Annotated in this window: 11 protein-coding genes; 7 read left to right on the top strand and 4 right to left on the bottom strand. The window is 72.9% G+C overall.

Annotation, left to right across the window (positions count from 1 at the left end):
• Positions 1-828: an SAM-dependent methyltransferase gene (locus CP978_RS32645; RefSeq protein ID WP_043450119.1), complete on the top strand. Its 828-nt coding sequence runs from the start codon at positions 1-3 to the stop codon at positions 826-828.
• Positions 829-957: 129 nt separating this feature from the next.
• Here CP978_RS32645 and CP978_RS32640 read toward each other — a convergent pair whose 3' ends face one another.
• Positions 958-1,767 carry a hypothetical protein gene (locus tag CP978_RS32640; RefSeq protein WP_227745573.1) on the bottom strand — a complete coding sequence of 270 codons (810 nt, stop codon included), beginning with the start codon at positions 1,765-1,767 and terminating at the stop codon, positions 958-960.
• 406 nt (positions 1,768-2,173) lie between these two features.
• Positions 2,174-2,905: a hypothetical protein gene (locus CP978_RS32635; RefSeq protein WP_179946877.1), complete on the bottom strand. Its 732-nt coding sequence runs from the start codon at positions 2,903-2,905 to the stop codon at positions 2,174-2,176.
• A gap of 447 nt (positions 2,906-3,352) precedes the next feature.
• Between CP978_RS32635 and CP978_RS32630 the strand changes: the two genes are divergently transcribed.
• The 4 genes from CP978_RS32630 (at position 3,353) to CP978_RS32615 (ending at position 7,300) form a co-directional block, all read left to right on the top strand.
• The gene (locus tag CP978_RS32630) at positions 3,353-3,598 is read left to right on the top strand and encodes a ferredoxin (RefSeq protein ID WP_043447019.1); all 246 of its coding nucleotides are present in this window, start codon (positions 3,353-3,355) and stop codon (positions 3,596-3,598) included.
• Positions 3,588-4,982 (top strand): NAD(P)/FAD-dependent oxidoreductase, encoded by a 1,395-nt coding sequence (locus tag CP978_RS32625; protein ID WP_043447017.1) that lies wholly within the window; start codon positions 3,588-3,590, stop codon positions 4,980-4,982. The genes CP978_RS32630 and CP978_RS32625 overlap by 11 nt, the downstream gene beginning before the upstream one ends.
• 54 nt (positions 4,983-5,036) lie before the next feature.
• The gene (locus CP978_RS32620) at positions 5,037-6,272 is read left to right on the top strand and encodes a cytochrome P450 (protein WP_043447015.1); all 1,236 of its coding nucleotides are present in this window, start codon (positions 5,037-5,039) and stop codon (positions 6,270-6,272) included.
• Positions 6,273-6,421: 149 nt separating this feature from the next.
• Positions 6,422-7,300: a universal stress protein gene (locus tag CP978_RS32615; RefSeq protein WP_043447013.1), complete on the top strand. Its 879-nt coding sequence runs from the start codon at positions 6,422-6,424 to the stop codon at positions 7,298-7,300.
• Positions 7,301-7,342: 42 nt separating this feature from the next.
• Here the strand turns inward: CP978_RS32615 and ppk2 are convergent, their stop codons facing one another.
• Positions 7,343-8,149, bottom strand: a complete 807-nt coding sequence (ppk2, locus tag CP978_RS32610; protein ID WP_043447011.1) for a polyphosphate kinase 2 — start codon at positions 8,147-8,149, stop codon at positions 7,343-7,345.
• Positions 8,150-8,442: 293 nt separating this feature from the next.
• Between ppk2 and CP978_RS36165 the strand changes: the two genes are divergently transcribed.
• Positions 8,443-8,568 carry a hypothetical protein gene (locus CP978_RS36165; RefSeq protein ID WP_260421139.1) on the top strand — a complete coding sequence of 42 codons (126 nt, stop codon included), beginning with the start codon at positions 8,443-8,445 and terminating at the stop codon, positions 8,566-8,568.
• Between the two features lie 154 nt (positions 8,569-8,722).
• On the opposite strand, the gene CP978_RS32605 is transcribed toward CP978_RS36165, so the two are convergent.
• Positions 8,723-9,124, bottom strand: a complete 402-nt coding sequence (locus tag CP978_RS32605; protein ID WP_043447008.1) for a hypothetical protein — start codon at positions 9,122-9,124, stop codon at positions 8,723-8,725.
• Positions 9,125-9,307: 183 nt separating this feature from the next.
• Between CP978_RS32605 and CP978_RS32600 the strand changes: the two genes are divergently transcribed.
• On the top strand, positions 9,308-13,714 hold the full coding sequence (locus CP978_RS32600; protein ID WP_150478350.1) for a cation-translocating P-type ATPase: 4,407 nt from the start codon (positions 9,308-9,310) through the stop codon (positions 13,712-13,714).
• The last annotated feature ends 309 nt before the right edge of the window (positions 13,715-14,023 follow it).

The raw sequence follows: 14,023 nt of genomic DNA, 5'->3' as shown, positions 1-14,023 counted from the left end.
ATGAGCAACTCAAACGCCGCCCGGGACATCGACACCAGCAGGCCGCACTCGGCCCGCATGTACGACTACTACCTGGGCGGCAAGGACCACTTCGAGGTCGACAAGCAGGCGGCCGAGACGGTCGCGGACGCCTATCCCGGCATCTTTGTGTGCGCCCGTGAGAACCGCGCCTTCATGCACCGTGCCACCCGGGTCCTCGCCCGGGAGCACGGCATCCGTCAGTGGCTGGACATCGGCACCGGTATCCCCACCGAGCCGAACCTGCACCAGGTGGCCCAGTCGGTGGTTCCCGAGGCCCGGGTGGTCTACGCCGACAACGATCCTCTGGTACTCAAGTACGCCGAGCGGCTGATGCGCAGTACGCCCCAGGGCCGCACCACCTATATCGAGGCCGACGTCAACGCGCCCCGGACTCTGCTGGAGGCGCCCGAACTGGCGGAGGTCCTGGACCTGAGCCGGCCGGTGGCGCTGTCCCTGAACGCCCTGATGCACTTCGTCACCGACGCCCAGGACCCGTACGGCATCGTGCGCCGGCTGCTGGACTTCCTGCCCTCGGGCAGCGCTCTGGCGCTGAGCCACTGCACACCCGACTTCGACCCGGGGACCTGGGAGAAGGTCACCGCCATCTACACCGGTGCCGGGACGCCCGTACAGTTCCGCCCCCGGGACGATGTCGCCCGCTTCTTCGACGGACTCGAACTGCTCGACCCCGGGGTCACCGTCGGCCACCGCTGGCGCCCCGACGCGGGTCAGGGCGCCTCCGGCTCGGCCAAGGCGCCGACCGACGCCGAGGTCAGCCTGTGGACCGGAGTGGGCATCAAGCCGTAACGGCCGCACGACACCGGTGGGACCGGGAACGGGCCGAAGGCGGCGGACGCCGGAGGTCCGTGATCCCGGGCCCGTGGTCCCGGGACCGTGCGGCGTCCCGGTGGGGGCGACTCCGCCGCGGTACGCGCCTCAGCGCGCCTTCCAGGGGTCCCCGAGCCGGTCCTTCCGGAGCGGTACCCCCACCGGACCTGCCGCGCCCGCCCCGGTGCGGGCCCGCGGCACCGGGGCGGGCGCCGGCACCCGAGCGGCGCTCCGTCCTCGGGAGGCCGACCGCATCAGCAGGGCGGCCGCCGACCGCCGCACCCTGGCGCCCTGCCCATGTAACAGCCCCAGGACGACGGCCGCCCCCACCGCTATCAGATGCTCACGGCCGGCCAGATTGGGCACCGCGACGGACTCCCACACCATCGAGCCACCCGTCAGCGTGAACACGACGGGGGCCCGCCGGACGACGGCGAGATAGGTGAACAGGCCCACCACCGCGGCGGACGGTCCGGTGTCCAGCACCTGCCCGGCCTCGGGCGGCAGACCGATCCCCCACCGGCCGGGCCCGAGCGCGATCATCACCCGTACCGTCAGCGTGCCGGCCAGCGTGGCCGCGTACGCCACGGCCAGCGTCCGGCCCCGGCCCAGTGTCAGTTCGGCCAGGGCGAAGGCGAGGAACAGCTGGGTGATGCCCGCCCACACCGGGAGGTCGAGGGCGGGTACGTACAGCGACACCGGGGTGCGCAGCAGCGCCAGCCACAGCGGCAGATCGGCCGTGACACCGCCCAGCAGCCGCACCGCCGCCTCCCCCGTCGGCCGCTGGGCGATCGCATGGAAGAAGATCACTCCGAAGGCCGCCGTACAGGCCAGGGTGAGACCGGACAGCCCGCGGCGCAGCAGCCTCCGCACCGGATCGACGACGATGCCGTGCCACTCCCCCCGCAGGGTGCGCACGATGAAGCGCGCCGGCCGGACGCCCGGTACACCCGCACGCCCCGGCTCCCCCCGGTGCGCGGTGATCGGCGGTCCGTCCTGCCCTGTTCCCCACCCCGCCGGGCGGCTGTCCCCGGCTCTGCCAAGACGGCTCTCCACCTGTTGACGCAAGATCCCCCCACATTTTGGTAGAACACACAATCGTAGGGACAGAAACGCACCTCGGGCAGGTTGAGCCCGGCCGGCCCACCCCGCGCCGAAGCTCCTCGGCCGGTACGCCACGCCGGTGACACGAGGGCGTGCGGCCAAGCCTTAGTCTGGACCCGGGCACACCGGTCAGGGGTACCCAGACCGGAACCCCGGCCCGATTCCGGCGGGCCGGGGTTCTCGCTCTCACCTCTCTCGTCTCACGGGGGGCCTGTCCGGATCACTTGCCGGACTGACCGCCGCCGCCACCGCCCTCTTCGAAGCCGCCGCTCTCGAAGAAGGCCCCGCCACGGCGGTGGTGGTGACCGATCACACGGAAGCTGGCCACCACTCCGTGCTTGACCTTCACACCGCCGGGGATGTGGCGCAGGACGCGGATCCCGTTGGCCGAGCTGTGCGGGCCGACGGTGGCGACCGGAGCGCCGTTGTCGCAGGTGGCACCGTTGAAGACCTCGATGTGCCGCTTGCTGTCGTTGCGGACGTTGAAGCTGTTGGCCCCGAGTCCGCTGACCACGGTGATGCAGCCGTCGGGGACGGCGGCGTAGTCGCGCTCGTTGACGTGGATCCTGCCGCCTCCGAAGTCGTCGAAGTCGTCGTCGAAGCCTCCGAAGCCGCCACCGAAGCCACCGAAGCCGCCGCCGAAGCCGCCACCGAAGCCGCCCTGGCCGCCGCCGAAGCCGCCCTTGCCACCGAAGCCGCCCTGGCCGCCGCCGAAGCCACCCTCGCCACCGCGGCCCTCGCCGCCACGGCCCTCGCCGCCGCGGCCCTCATTTCCCTTGTTGTTGTCGATGTCGCCGCCCTGCTGGGCGGCGACGGGGGCGGCGGCGGCCTGCCCGGCCACCGGAGCCGCCTGCGCCGGCTCGGAAGCGGCGGAGGCGTACGTGATACCCGAGGCCACCAAGGCCGCGCCGGCCGCAATTGCGGCGGTTACAGCGATGGAACGCGTTGCCATGTCACTTCTCCTGTCTCAGACACGTCGGCTGTGAGCCGATGCGAGATTGAACGTACAGACGATCTCGATCTCCGTCATGTCGGACATGCGGACAATATGAAGAAGACTACGTTTGGAGTAATCGGGAGATCGGCTGACGCCTTGTCACCGCGCCGAGCGCCTCCACGGGAAGTCGAAGTCCTCTCTGTTGTGGGTGAGTTGAGGGGAGCACCCGGAGCGAGGGGCCGTCGGGACACGGAAGGCCGCGCCCACGGCGCCGGAGCCTTCGGAAGGCAACGGCCCGTCGCCGGCCTCGCCGGCGCTCCCCCGTCACTCCTCCGGCCCGGCTCGGCGTGCGCGGCCCCGTACGGCGTCCGAAGCTGGCGAGGGCCGGATGACCGCCGTCCGAAGTGCCCGCCGAGGAGGCGGTGTCCCGACGGACCTGGCCGCCGAAGGGGCGGAGCGTCGATGAGAGTTGTCGTCGATCTCAACAAGTGCCAGGGATACGCCCAGTGCGCGTTTCTCGCTCCGGACGTCTTCGCACTGCACGGCGAGGAGTCGCTGGTCTACGACCCCTGTGCCGGGGACGAGCAGCGGGCGCAGTTGGCGCGTGCCGTCGCCGCCTGCCCGGTGGGCGCCATCACCGCCGACGGCACGGACGACGGGGCCGCGCCGTCGGCCGGGCCCGTGCGGGGGACGTCCGATGACCGTTGAAGGGTTCTTCGAACGGCTCCGCACCGAGGGCCGGATCGTGATCGTGGGTGCCTCGCTCGCGGGTCTGACAGCCGCCGAGACCCTGCGCGCGGAGGGCTTCACCGGCTCGCTGACCATGATCGGTGACGAGCCCTACGAGCCCTACGACCGGCCCCCGTTGTCCAAGGCGGTGCTGTTGGGCAAGGCGTCCCCGCACCGCACCGATCTGCCCCGGCGCCGGGAGCTCGACGCCGACTGGCGCCTGGGGGTCGCGGCGGCCGGGCTCGACCTGGGGGCCCGGCGGGTACGGCTGGCCGACGGCGACGAGGTGGAGTACGACCGGCTGCTGATCGCGACCGGGGTACGGGCCAGACCGTGGCCGAACGAGACGGAGGCTCAGCTGGACGGGGTCTTTGTGCTGCGGACCCGTGACGACGCGGTGGCGCTGCACCGGAGGTTGGGGGCGGCGCCCCGCCGGGTGTTCGTGATCGGCGCCGGATTCACCGGCTCGGAGATCGCCTCCGCCTGCCGGTACCAGGACCTCGCGGTCACGGTGGCCGAGCGGGCGAACGCGCCGCTGGTGGGCGCCCTGGGCGGGGTGGTCGGTGCGGTGGCGGCGGAGTTGCAGCGGGAGAACGGCGTGGACCTGCGCACCGGCGTCACGGTGACCGCCCTGGAGGGCGACACCTCGGGCCGGGTGCGGGCCGCCCATCTGTCCGACGGTGGAGTGGTCGAGACGGATGTGGTGGTCGTCTCGCTCGGCGCGACCCGCAACACCGAGTGGCTGACCGGATCCGGGCTCGGCGCGGGCCCCCGGGGCGTCGCCTGCGACGCGGGCTGCCGGGCCTTCGACTTCCGGGGCATCGTGACCGACGACGTCTTTGTCGCCGGTGATGTGGCACGCTCCCCGCACCCGCTGTTCAACTACCAGTTCCTGTCCCTGGAGCACTGGGGCAACGCGGTCAGCCAGGCCGAGGTGGCCGCGCACAACATGATCAGCCCCAGTGCCGATCGCCGTCCGCACATCTGGGTGCCCGCCTTCTGGTCCTCGCAGTTCGGGGTGAACATCAAATCCGTCGGCGTCCCGACCATGGGTGACCAGATCATGATCACTCAGGGGTCGCTGGCCGAGCGCAGATTCGTCGGGGCGTACGGCTACCAGGGCCGGGTCATCGCCGCCGTGAGCTTCGACAACACCCGGTGGCTGCAGTTCTACCAGCAGCTGATCGAGACGGCCGCGCCCTTCCCGCTGGAGTACTCGACGGTGGACCGCCGGCCCGAGGGCCGTCGGCCGATCCCGGCCGACTTCCCCGATCCCTCGCTGCCGACCCACGGCCCGACCGTGACCCTCAGCGGATACTCCCCCGTCGACCGGCGTCTGGTCTTCACCCCGGCCCGCCACTGACCGCCGGTGCTCCGCCGCCCCGTCCCTCGGACCGTCACGACCCAAGGACCCGTCATGACGCACGCCTCGCTCCTGCGCCGGATCACCGACTACTCCAGTCGGGCCGACCCGTATCCGCTGTACGAGGAGCTCCGCAGAACGCCCGTGCTGCACGAGGAGGACGGCGGCCCGTACGCCGTCAGCTCGTACTGGGACATCCTCAGCCTGCTGCACGATCCGCGGATCAGCTCCGACGCCGGCAACCTCGCCGCCGCGGGGAGCGACGAGCTGGGCGAGGCGGAGGAGACGGGGCTGCCGCCGAGTTTCATCCGGCTCGACCCTCCGGAGCACGACCGGCTGCGCCGGATCGCCAACCGTCCCTTCGGCCCGCCGCACAGCCCGCACCGGATCGACGCGATGCGCGACGACCTCACCGAGATCGTCTCCGGGCTGATCGACGGCTTCGGGGACGCGAAGCGGATCGATCTCGTCGACCGGTTCGCCTACCCGTTCCCGGTGACCGTGATCTGCCGGCTGCTCGGGGTGCCCCGTGAGGACCAGCCGCGCTTCCGCGCCTGGGTCGACCCGATCGTGGCCGGTCTCGACCCGGACCCGGGCGGACACGACGAGGAGCGCCTTCGCGCCGCGCAGGAGGCACGGGTCCAGCTGGGGATGTATCTGGCCGGTCTGGTCGAGCAGCGGCGCAAGGAACCCCGTGAGGACATGCTGTCCCGGCTGGCGACGGACCGTGGCCCGGACGGCCTCATGACGACGATGGAAGTGCTCACCACGGCGGTGCTGCTGCTGATCGCGGGTCATGAGACCACGGTCAATCTGATCACCAACGGCATGCTGACCCTGCTGCGCCACCCGGAGTTCCTGCGGGCGCTGCGCGAGGACCCTGGCCTGTCCGTGGGCATCGTGGAGGAGCTGCTGCGCTACGAGCCGCCGGTGCAGTTCATCCCGCGGCGCACCTGTATCGCGGACATCGAACTGCGCGGGGTCACCATCCCCAAGGGCTCGAGGATCTGGCTCGTCCTGGCCGCGGGCAACAGGGACCCGGAGCGCTTCACGGACCCGGACCGGTTCGATCCGTACCGGAGGGACATCCAGCACCTCGGCTTCGGCAGCGGCATCCACATCTGTTTCGGCGCTCCGCTGGCGCGACTGGAGACCCAGATCGCGCTCGCCGAACTGGCGGGGCGGCTGGACAACCCCCGTCTGGTGGACGATCCCCCGCCTTATCGGCAGAACGCGGTGCTGCGCGGCCCGCGCCATCTGAGCGTCGCCTTCGACTCGGTGCGTCCCTAGTGCTGTGACGCGGCTGGCTCGCGCCGCGACAGGGCCGGTCGGCCCGAGCCGAGGACATGCGGCCCCTGCGGCCGTGGAGCGGGCGGCGGCATCCTGGCATCACTTCTTCCGCACCGCACAACCCCCTCACCAGCTCAGGAGGCAGAACGATGGTCCGCACCGTTGTCGTTGGAATCGACGGATCGCCGGAGAGCCGGGCCGCCGCCGACTGGGCGGCTCGGGAGGCGAGGCTGCGCGGGCTGCCGCTCGAGGTGGTGCATGTCTGGGAGCCCGTACCCGGCCCCCTGGCGCAGGCACCGATGCTCGGCGCCGAGACGCACCAGCACTGGACCCAGCGGATTCCCCGGGAGACGGCCGAAGCGCTGCGGGCGCGTCACCCCGAGGTCGAGATCACCGAGGAACAGCGCTCCGGCCGGCCCGCCGAGGTGCTGACGGATGCGGCGAAGGACGCCGAGCTGCTGGTCCTGGGCTCGCGCGGGATGAGCGGGTTCGGCGGTTTCCTGGTCGGCTCCGTGGGCCTGGCGGTGATCGCACACGCCGAGGTGCCGGTGGTCCTGGTCCGTGCCCCGGAGGAGGGCGCCGCAGCGGGGGCCGCGGAGCCGGCCGGCCCGGTGCTGCTCGGGCTCGACATCGCCGCCCCCGACGAGGCGGTGCTCTCCTTCGCCTTCGAGGAGGCCGCCCGCCGGAAGACCTCCCTGAAGGTCCTGCACTCCTGGAACCTGCCGTCCTACTACGCCTACAGCCTCGCCGCGGGCGTGGACCCGTACGACGAGATCGCGCGGCAGCAGTCCGAGGCGCTGACCGAGGTGCTGGCCTCGTGGCGGCAGAAGTTCCCGGGCGTGGAGGTCGTCGCCGAGTCCGGGATGGGCAGCGCCGCCGCCCATCTCGTCGAAGCCTCACGCGAGGCGTCGCTGGTCGTGGTCGGCCGCCGGGTCCGTCGTGGTGTCCTCGGCGCCCATGTCGGCTCCGTCACCCATGCGGTGCTGCATCACGCCGAGGCGCCCGTCGCCGTCGTCGCGCACGGCTGACGGGGCGCTCCGTGGCCGGACCGGTCACCGGTCCGGCCCTCGTCACAGCAGGCTCGCCGCGTGGTCGGGGACATAGGTCTGGAGATCGCGCGGCGGGCGTTCGTAGCCGGTCGACGGGGGCCGGGCCGGAAGATCCAGCACGGGCGGGGCCACCTCGTGGTAGGGCACGGTGCTCAGCAGATGGGCGATCATGTTGAGCCTGGCCCGGCGCTTGTCGTCGCTCTCCACGATGTACCACGGGGCCTCCGAGACATCGGTGTGCACCAGCATCTCGTCCTTGGCCCGTGAGTAGGCCTCCCAGCGGGTGATGGAGTCCAGGTCCATCGGCGAGAGCTTCCAGCGGCGCAGCGGATCCTCCAGCCGGCGGCGGAAACGCTCCTGCTGCACGGCGTCGCTGACCGAGAACCAGTACTTGCGCAGCAGGATCCCGTCCTCCACCAGCATCCGTTCGAAGATCGGGCACTGCCGGAGGAAGAGCTGGTACTCCTCCTTGGTGCAGAAGCCCATGACGTGCTCGACCCCGGCCCGGTTGTACCAGCTGCGGTCGAACAGCACGATCTCCCCGGCCGCCGGGAGGTGCTCGGCATACCGCTGGAAGTACCACTGGGTGCGTTCGCGCTCGGTCGGCTTGGGGAGCGCCGCGATCCTCGCCACCCGCGGATTGAGGTGTTCCGTCACCCGCTTGATGGTGCCGCCCTTGCCCGCCGCGTCCCGGCCCTCGAAGATCACGACCAGCCGGGCCCCCTCGGTGCGCACCCACTCCTGGAGCTTCACCAACTCCATCTGCAGGCGCAGCAGTTCCTGCTCGTACGCCTTGCGCGGCAGGGTCTCCGCGTCATTGCCGGTCATGCCGCCTCCACGGGTCGCCGAGGCGTGGGCGTCCCTGCCCTCTCCACCCCGGGATCGAGCACCAGGACGCAACCGTACTGACCGACGCCGCGCCGCGCACGTCCTTGTGCCCGCCCGTGATTCCGGAGCGGCCGGGACCACCGGGCCGCCCGGTTCATCGACAGTTCACCCGAGATGTGCGAGACGTACCGCCGCACGGCACCCGTCGCGCAGGAAAGGGGCGCATCGTCGGAAAGCGAACCCCCCGCATCCTGAACAGAAAGTCGACCCCCATGGGCCAGATCCTCGTATCCGTGGCGACCAAGATCGGCATCGCCCTCGCCGAGGCGATCGTTCTGCGTCTGGTGATGGAGCTGTGGACCGCGTACGCGCGGCGCACCACCGTCGCCGGCGCCACCGTCGCCCCGAACGCCGCCTGACGCGGGACCCTCGCACCGCCCGGCGCTCACACCCCGGTCCGTCCGCCGCACCACACCGCGGCGGCCGGTGACCACGCGACACCGCGGCCCCACCGGCTCCCGGCACAGGGACGCCCGTCGGCGCGGTCACCGGCGGACGTCTCGGGTGTGATCGCTAGCTGCCGGTCCCACCCTCCTGTTCGGCCGGTGCCGGGGCGCCGGCCTGGCGCGCTCTTCGGCCACGCAGCACATAGGTGGCACCCGCGACGGCCAGAGCGACCGGCCATTCCAGGGCCCCGGCCACGGCCATCGCGCCGATGCCGCCGTAGAACACCAGATCCTTGGTCACCGGTGCGCCCGGCACCCGTGACGTCGCCCGTGACGTCGCCGCCTTGGCCGAATGGGTCACGTCCTTGGCCGTGCTGGTCACATCACCCATGGTCATGTACGGGATCGTCAGCGAGGGGTGCAGCTTCCGCGTGTGAAGGTGCAGACCCGCACCCTCGTGCGTCTGGATGTCCTCGAGCTCCTTCGTGGGAGCTCCCTGCTGCTGCGTGGTCTCGGCTGTGCTGCCCATCCCCCGGCCTCCTCTCACGGAGTCGGTTGTGCTTCTTCGATTCTTGCGCGCGTCCGACGGCGTGCGCCCTGTACTCCTGGGATACCCGGCATTTCCGTCTTTACGGATATCGGATTCAAACCCATGGGACGGGGCTACTCGTACAGCCGGAGTGGAGGATCGCGGAAAAGCGGGTGATGCGCAGTGGCACTGCCGGGACGCGATCTGCTGCGTGCCCTCGCGTCATCCGCCACCGCACCGCGGAACGACACGGAACCACGGGTACGGCACTTCCAGGGCCGTGCCCATATCGCTGTAAGGGGTCTGCGGCTGGGGCAGCTCTCCCCGGCCGAGGCGGCGAAGCTGGCCGAGGACGTGGAGCGGCGGCTCGCCGAGGTGCCGGGGGTGGCCTGGGTCGCGGTGAACACCGTGCTCGGGTATGCCGTCGTCGCCACCGAGGCCCCCACCGGCACCGAGGACATCGCCGCCGCCCTGATCGATGCGGTCGAGGCCGTGGAGAAGGAGCACGGCGTCGAGCGTCCGCTGCCCGACCACCCCCTCTCCGGAGGGCCGGTCCGGCGCGCGGCGCTGGCCGTGGCCGCGCACCTGGCGGCCGTGCCCCTGGCCGCCGCCGGCGCCCTGGCCAGGCGGGCGCCCCTGCCCCCCTCGCTCGCGTCGCTCGCCACGATCGTCGACTGCCAGCCACGGCTGAGGGCCCTGGTGCAGCGGGCGGTGGGCGACGACAACGCGGGGCTGCTCATCGCCGGGCTGACGGCGCTGGGCCAGGCGGGCTCCGGTGGTCTCCTGGGGGCCGGTGTGGACGCCGTCCGGCACGCCCTGCGGGTGAGGGAGGCGAGGGCGGAGAGCGCCGCCTGGGCCGCCGCCGAGCCGCGCCTGACCGGCAGTGCCGCCGCCGGGGCCCACGGTGCCGCGCCGGCCGTGCCACCCCGCGAGCCGCCGCTGAAGCGGGGGCCGGTCGAGCGCTACGCCGACCAGGCGCTCCTGGTCGGGGCGGCGTCCTTCGCCGGGTCCCTTCTCATCACCCGGCGTTTGAGGAAGGCCGTGGGCGGCGCGCTCGCGGCGGTCCCCAAGGCCCCGCTGCTGGCCCGTGAGGCGTTCGCCTGCACCCTCGGCCGGGGTCTGGCCCGCCGGGGAGTCCTGGTGCCGAACCCCGACGCGCTCCGCACGCTGGACCGGATCGGCGTGGTGCTCCTCGACACGGACGTGCTGGCCACCGGTTCCCATCTGCTGGCCGATCTCATCACCCTCGACGCCGAGGACGTGCCCGCGGGGGAGCTGGCCGCGCGGGCCCATCGGCTCTTCGACGACTCCGCGCCCGAGCGGCTCTCCCAGGACGGCGCATGGGCTCTGGGGCCGGTCGAGCTTCTGCCCTCGGCGGCCGGGGGCGCGGCGGCCCGGGCCCGGGAACGGCTGCGACGGGACGGCGCCCGGCTGGTGCTGGGACTGTCGCACGGGCCCCGGCTGCTCGCCGTGATCAGTGTGATGCCGCGGTTGCACGACACCGCCGGCGCCTTCGTTCCCGCGGCGCACGCCGCGGGACTGACCGTGGTGGTCACCGGTGCGCACATCACCGACCCGACCGTGCGGGAGGCCGACGGGGTACGGGACACGGGCGAGCCGCTGGCCGACTGCGTACGGGGCCTGCAGAGCGGCGGCGAGGGCGTGCTGCTGATCTCCCGGGACCGGCCCGCGCTCCGGGCGGCCGACATCGGCGTGGGCGTCCCGGCCCCGGACGGTACCCAACCCTGGGGCGCCGACCTGCATCTTCCGGACGGCGACCCGGCGGCGGCCGTCCTGGTCGTGGGGGCCTGCCGCGGTGCGCGGGAGTCCGCGCACCGCGGGGTACGGCTCGCCGAGGCGTCCGCCGCCGTGGGCGCGACGGCGGCGCTGGCCGGGGAGTCGCGGCGGCCCGCGGCACGCGGAGTGATGTCCTTCAATGTGGCCGCCGCCCTCGGTCTCGCCACCGGGGTCTGGTCGGCGACACGGCTGCTGCGCCGCCCCCTGCCGCTGAACGCCGTCTCCCGTCATCCCTGGCCCGCGATGGACCCGGCCACGGTGCTCGCCGGGACCGGGGGCAGAGCCGAGGGGCTGACGACCGCGGAGGCACGGGCACGCGGCTCGTCCCTCGACGAACAGGCACCCACCCCCTCGCTGGTCCGCTCCTGTTTCAGCGAGCTGGCCAATCCGCTCACGCCCGTGCTCGGCGCGGGGGCGGCCATGTCGGCGGCGCTGGGCACCGTCCTCGACGCGGTGGTGATCGTGGCGGTCGCCGGGTTGTCCGGGTTCCTCGGCGGCTTCCAGCGGCACCGGACCGACCGGGCGATGGCGCGGCTGTGGCGTGAGTCGGCCGTGATGGCCCGGGTGCTGCGGGACGGCCGGGAGACCACGGTGCCCGCGGTGAACCTGGTCGTGGGCGATGTGGTGGCCCTGGGCGGCGGCGATGTGGTGCCGGCCGACGCGCGTCTGCTGGAGGCACGCCATCTGGAGGTGGACGAGTCGGCGCTCACCGGCGAGTCGCTCCCGGTGGCCAAGGACGTCGCCCCGGTGCTGGTGTCGGACGTCGCGGACCGCACCTCCATGGTCTACGAGGGCACCACCGTCGCGGCCGGCCGGGGCCGCGCCGTGGTCGTCGCGGTCGGCACCGCGACCGAGGCGAGCCGGGCCGCGGCGGTCGGCCGGGGTGCCGCACCCGCCGTCGGGGTGGAGCGCAGACTGGCCCGGATCACCGGCGGCACCCTGCCCGTGGCGCTGGGTTCGGCCGCCGCGGTGACGGTGGCCGGAGCCCTGCGCGGGCGGCCGGTCCGGGACACCGTGGGGGCGGGCGTGGGGCTGGCCGTGGCCAGCGTTCCCGAGGGGCTGCCCTTCCTGGTGTCGGCGGCCCAACTGGCCTCTGCCAGACGGTTGTCGGCGCGGGGCGCGCTGGTCAGGGATCCTCGTACCATCGAGGCGGCCGGCCGCACCGATGTGCTGTGCTTCGACAAGACGGGCACGCTCACCCATGGACGTATCTCTCTGGTCGCGGTCGCCGCGGACGGGGAGAGCAGGCCCGTCGAGTCCCTGCACGAGGAGCAACGCGCCGTCCTCGCCGCCGGGTTGAGGGCGACGCCCATTCCACAGCAGGGCGCACGGCTCGAACACGCCACGGACGGCGCGGTCACCGGCGGCGCCGAGGAGGCCGGCGTGGAGCGGTCGACGGAGACGTCCGCCTGGTGCTATGTCTCCAGTCTGCCGTTCGAGCCGAGCCGCGGCTTCCACGCCACCCTCGGCCGGATGGAGGGGCGGCTGCTGGTGTCGGTGAAGGGGGCGCCGGAGGAGGTCGTCGAGCGCTGCGCGACCCGCGAGGGCCTGCCCCTGGACGAGGAGGGCCGCGCGGACGTGCTGGCCGCGGGCGAGAAGCTGGCGGCCGAGGGCCACCGGATCCTCGCGGTCGCCGAACTCCGGGACGCCACCGTGGAGAAGCTCACCGACAAGGCCGTACGCGACCTGGACTTTCTGGGCTTCCTCGCGTTCGCCGACCGGGTGCGTGCCACCGCCGCCGACGCGGTGCGCAGGATGGCCGCCGCCGGGGTGCACATCGTGATGATCACCGGAGACCATCCGGGCACCGCGGGCAAGACAGCCGCCGAACTCGGCGTGCTCGACGGCAAGGGGGTGGTCACCGGCGCCGAACTCGACGAACTGGACGACCAGGCCCTCGACGAACTGCTGCCCGGTGTCGGGGTGGTGGCGCGGGGCACCCCCGTCCACAAGGTCCGTGTCGTGCAGGCCTTCCAACGCCTGGGCAGGACCGTGGCGATGACCGGCGACGGCGCCAACGACGCGCCCGCGATCCGGCTCGCGGACATCGGTATCGCGTTCGGTACGCGGGCCACTCCGGCCGCACGCGCGGCGGCCGATCTGGTCGTCACGGACGACCGGCTGGAGACGGTGCTCGCCGCGCTCGTGGAGGGCCGCGCCATGTGGGCCTCGGTGCGGCAGGCCCTGGCGATCCTGGTGGGCGGCAATCTCGGTGAGATCGCCTTCACCCTGCTCGGCGCGGCCACCACCGGCACCTCGCCGTTGACGGCCCGTCAGCTGCTGTTGGTCAATCTGTTCACGGACCTGGTGCCGGCCATGGCGGTCGCCCTGCGCCCGCCCCGCCCCGAGGCCGCCGAGCGCACGCTCCACGAGGGGCCCGAGGTCTCGCTCGGCACGGCGCTGACGGAGGAGATGCTCTGCCGTGCCGTGAGCACGGCGCTGGGCGCCACGGCCGGCTGGCTGGCCGCCCGGCTCACCGGCGGCACCGCCCGGGCCCGTACCGTGGCCCTGGTCGCGCTCGTGGGCACCCAGCTGGGCCAGACCCTGCTGGCCGGCGGCCGGAGCGCGGCGATCATCGGCTCCGCCACGGGTTCCCTGGCCGCGCTGGCGGCCCTGGTGCAGACCCCGGTGCTCAGCGAGTTCTTCGGCTGCACCCCCCTGGGTCCGGTCGCCTGGGGCATCGCGCTGTCGGCGGCGACCGCGGCCACCCTCAGCTCGCTCTTCCTCCCGGCGCTCATCAGCCGGGTACGCGCCGCGCTGCCGTTGCCGCAAGCGGCCGCCGCCACGGCGTAGTTGCGGGGGCGCCGAGGTGCGTGACCGGCGTCCGCCGAGAAAAGTCACCCCGTGTATCGGACATTTGACGCTTCGATCTTCACTCGAGCCTCACATGTTGGCTAGGTTGTCGGGCAGGCCGCACGACTTTCTCCGGCGAACCTCGCCGGGTCGCACGGCCTCCGCCGAGTCCGGTGCCCGACCAGCACCGGTGGAGCCGGGGGAAACCGACCGACCACGGGGTGAAGCGGCCCGGCTGCCCACCGGGGCACGGGCCGTGGGGCATGCCTTCCGGAACCGTCCGTCCGGGCCCGCCGGTCGACCAGGCAG

This window comes from Streptomyces nodosus (assembly GCF_008704995.1).
Taxonomy (GTDB): domain Bacteria; phylum Actinomycetota; class Actinomycetes; order Streptomycetales; family Streptomycetaceae; genus Streptomyces; species Streptomyces nodosus.
The sequence above is the reverse complement of the archived record's forward strand: the minus strand, read 5'-3'. Positions and strand labels throughout refer to the sequence as shown.

Coding starts and splice junctions, on each gene's coding strand:
- CP978_RS32645 (WP_043450119.1), top strand. CDS start 1: ATGAGCAACTCAAACGCCGCCCGGGACATCGACACCAGCAGGCCGCAC.
- CP978_RS32635 (WP_179946877.1), bottom strand. CDS start 2,905: ATGGCAACGCGTTCCATCGCTGTAACCGCCGCAATTGCGGCCGGCGCG.
- CP978_RS32630 (WP_043447019.1), top strand. CDS start 3,353: ATGAGAGTTGTCGTCGATCTCAACAAGTGCCAGGGATACGCCCAGTGC.
- CP978_RS32625 (WP_043447017.1), top strand. CDS start 3,588: ATGACCGTTGAAGGGTTCTTCGAACGGCTCCGCACCGAGGGCCGGATC.
- CP978_RS32620 (WP_043447015.1), top strand. CDS start 5,037: ATGACGCACGCCTCGCTCCTGCGCCGGATCACCGACTACTCCAGTCGG.
- CP978_RS32615 (WP_043447013.1), top strand. CDS start 6,422: ATGGTCCGCACCGTTGTCGTTGGAATCGACGGATCGCCGGAGAGCCGG.
- ppk2 (WP_043447011.1), bottom strand. CDS start 8,149: ATGACCGGCAATGACGCGGAGACCCTGCCGCGCAAGGCGTACGAGCAG.
- CP978_RS32605 (WP_043447008.1), bottom strand. CDS start 9,124: ATGGGCAGCACAGCCGAGACCACGCAGCAGCAGGGAGCTCCCACGAAG.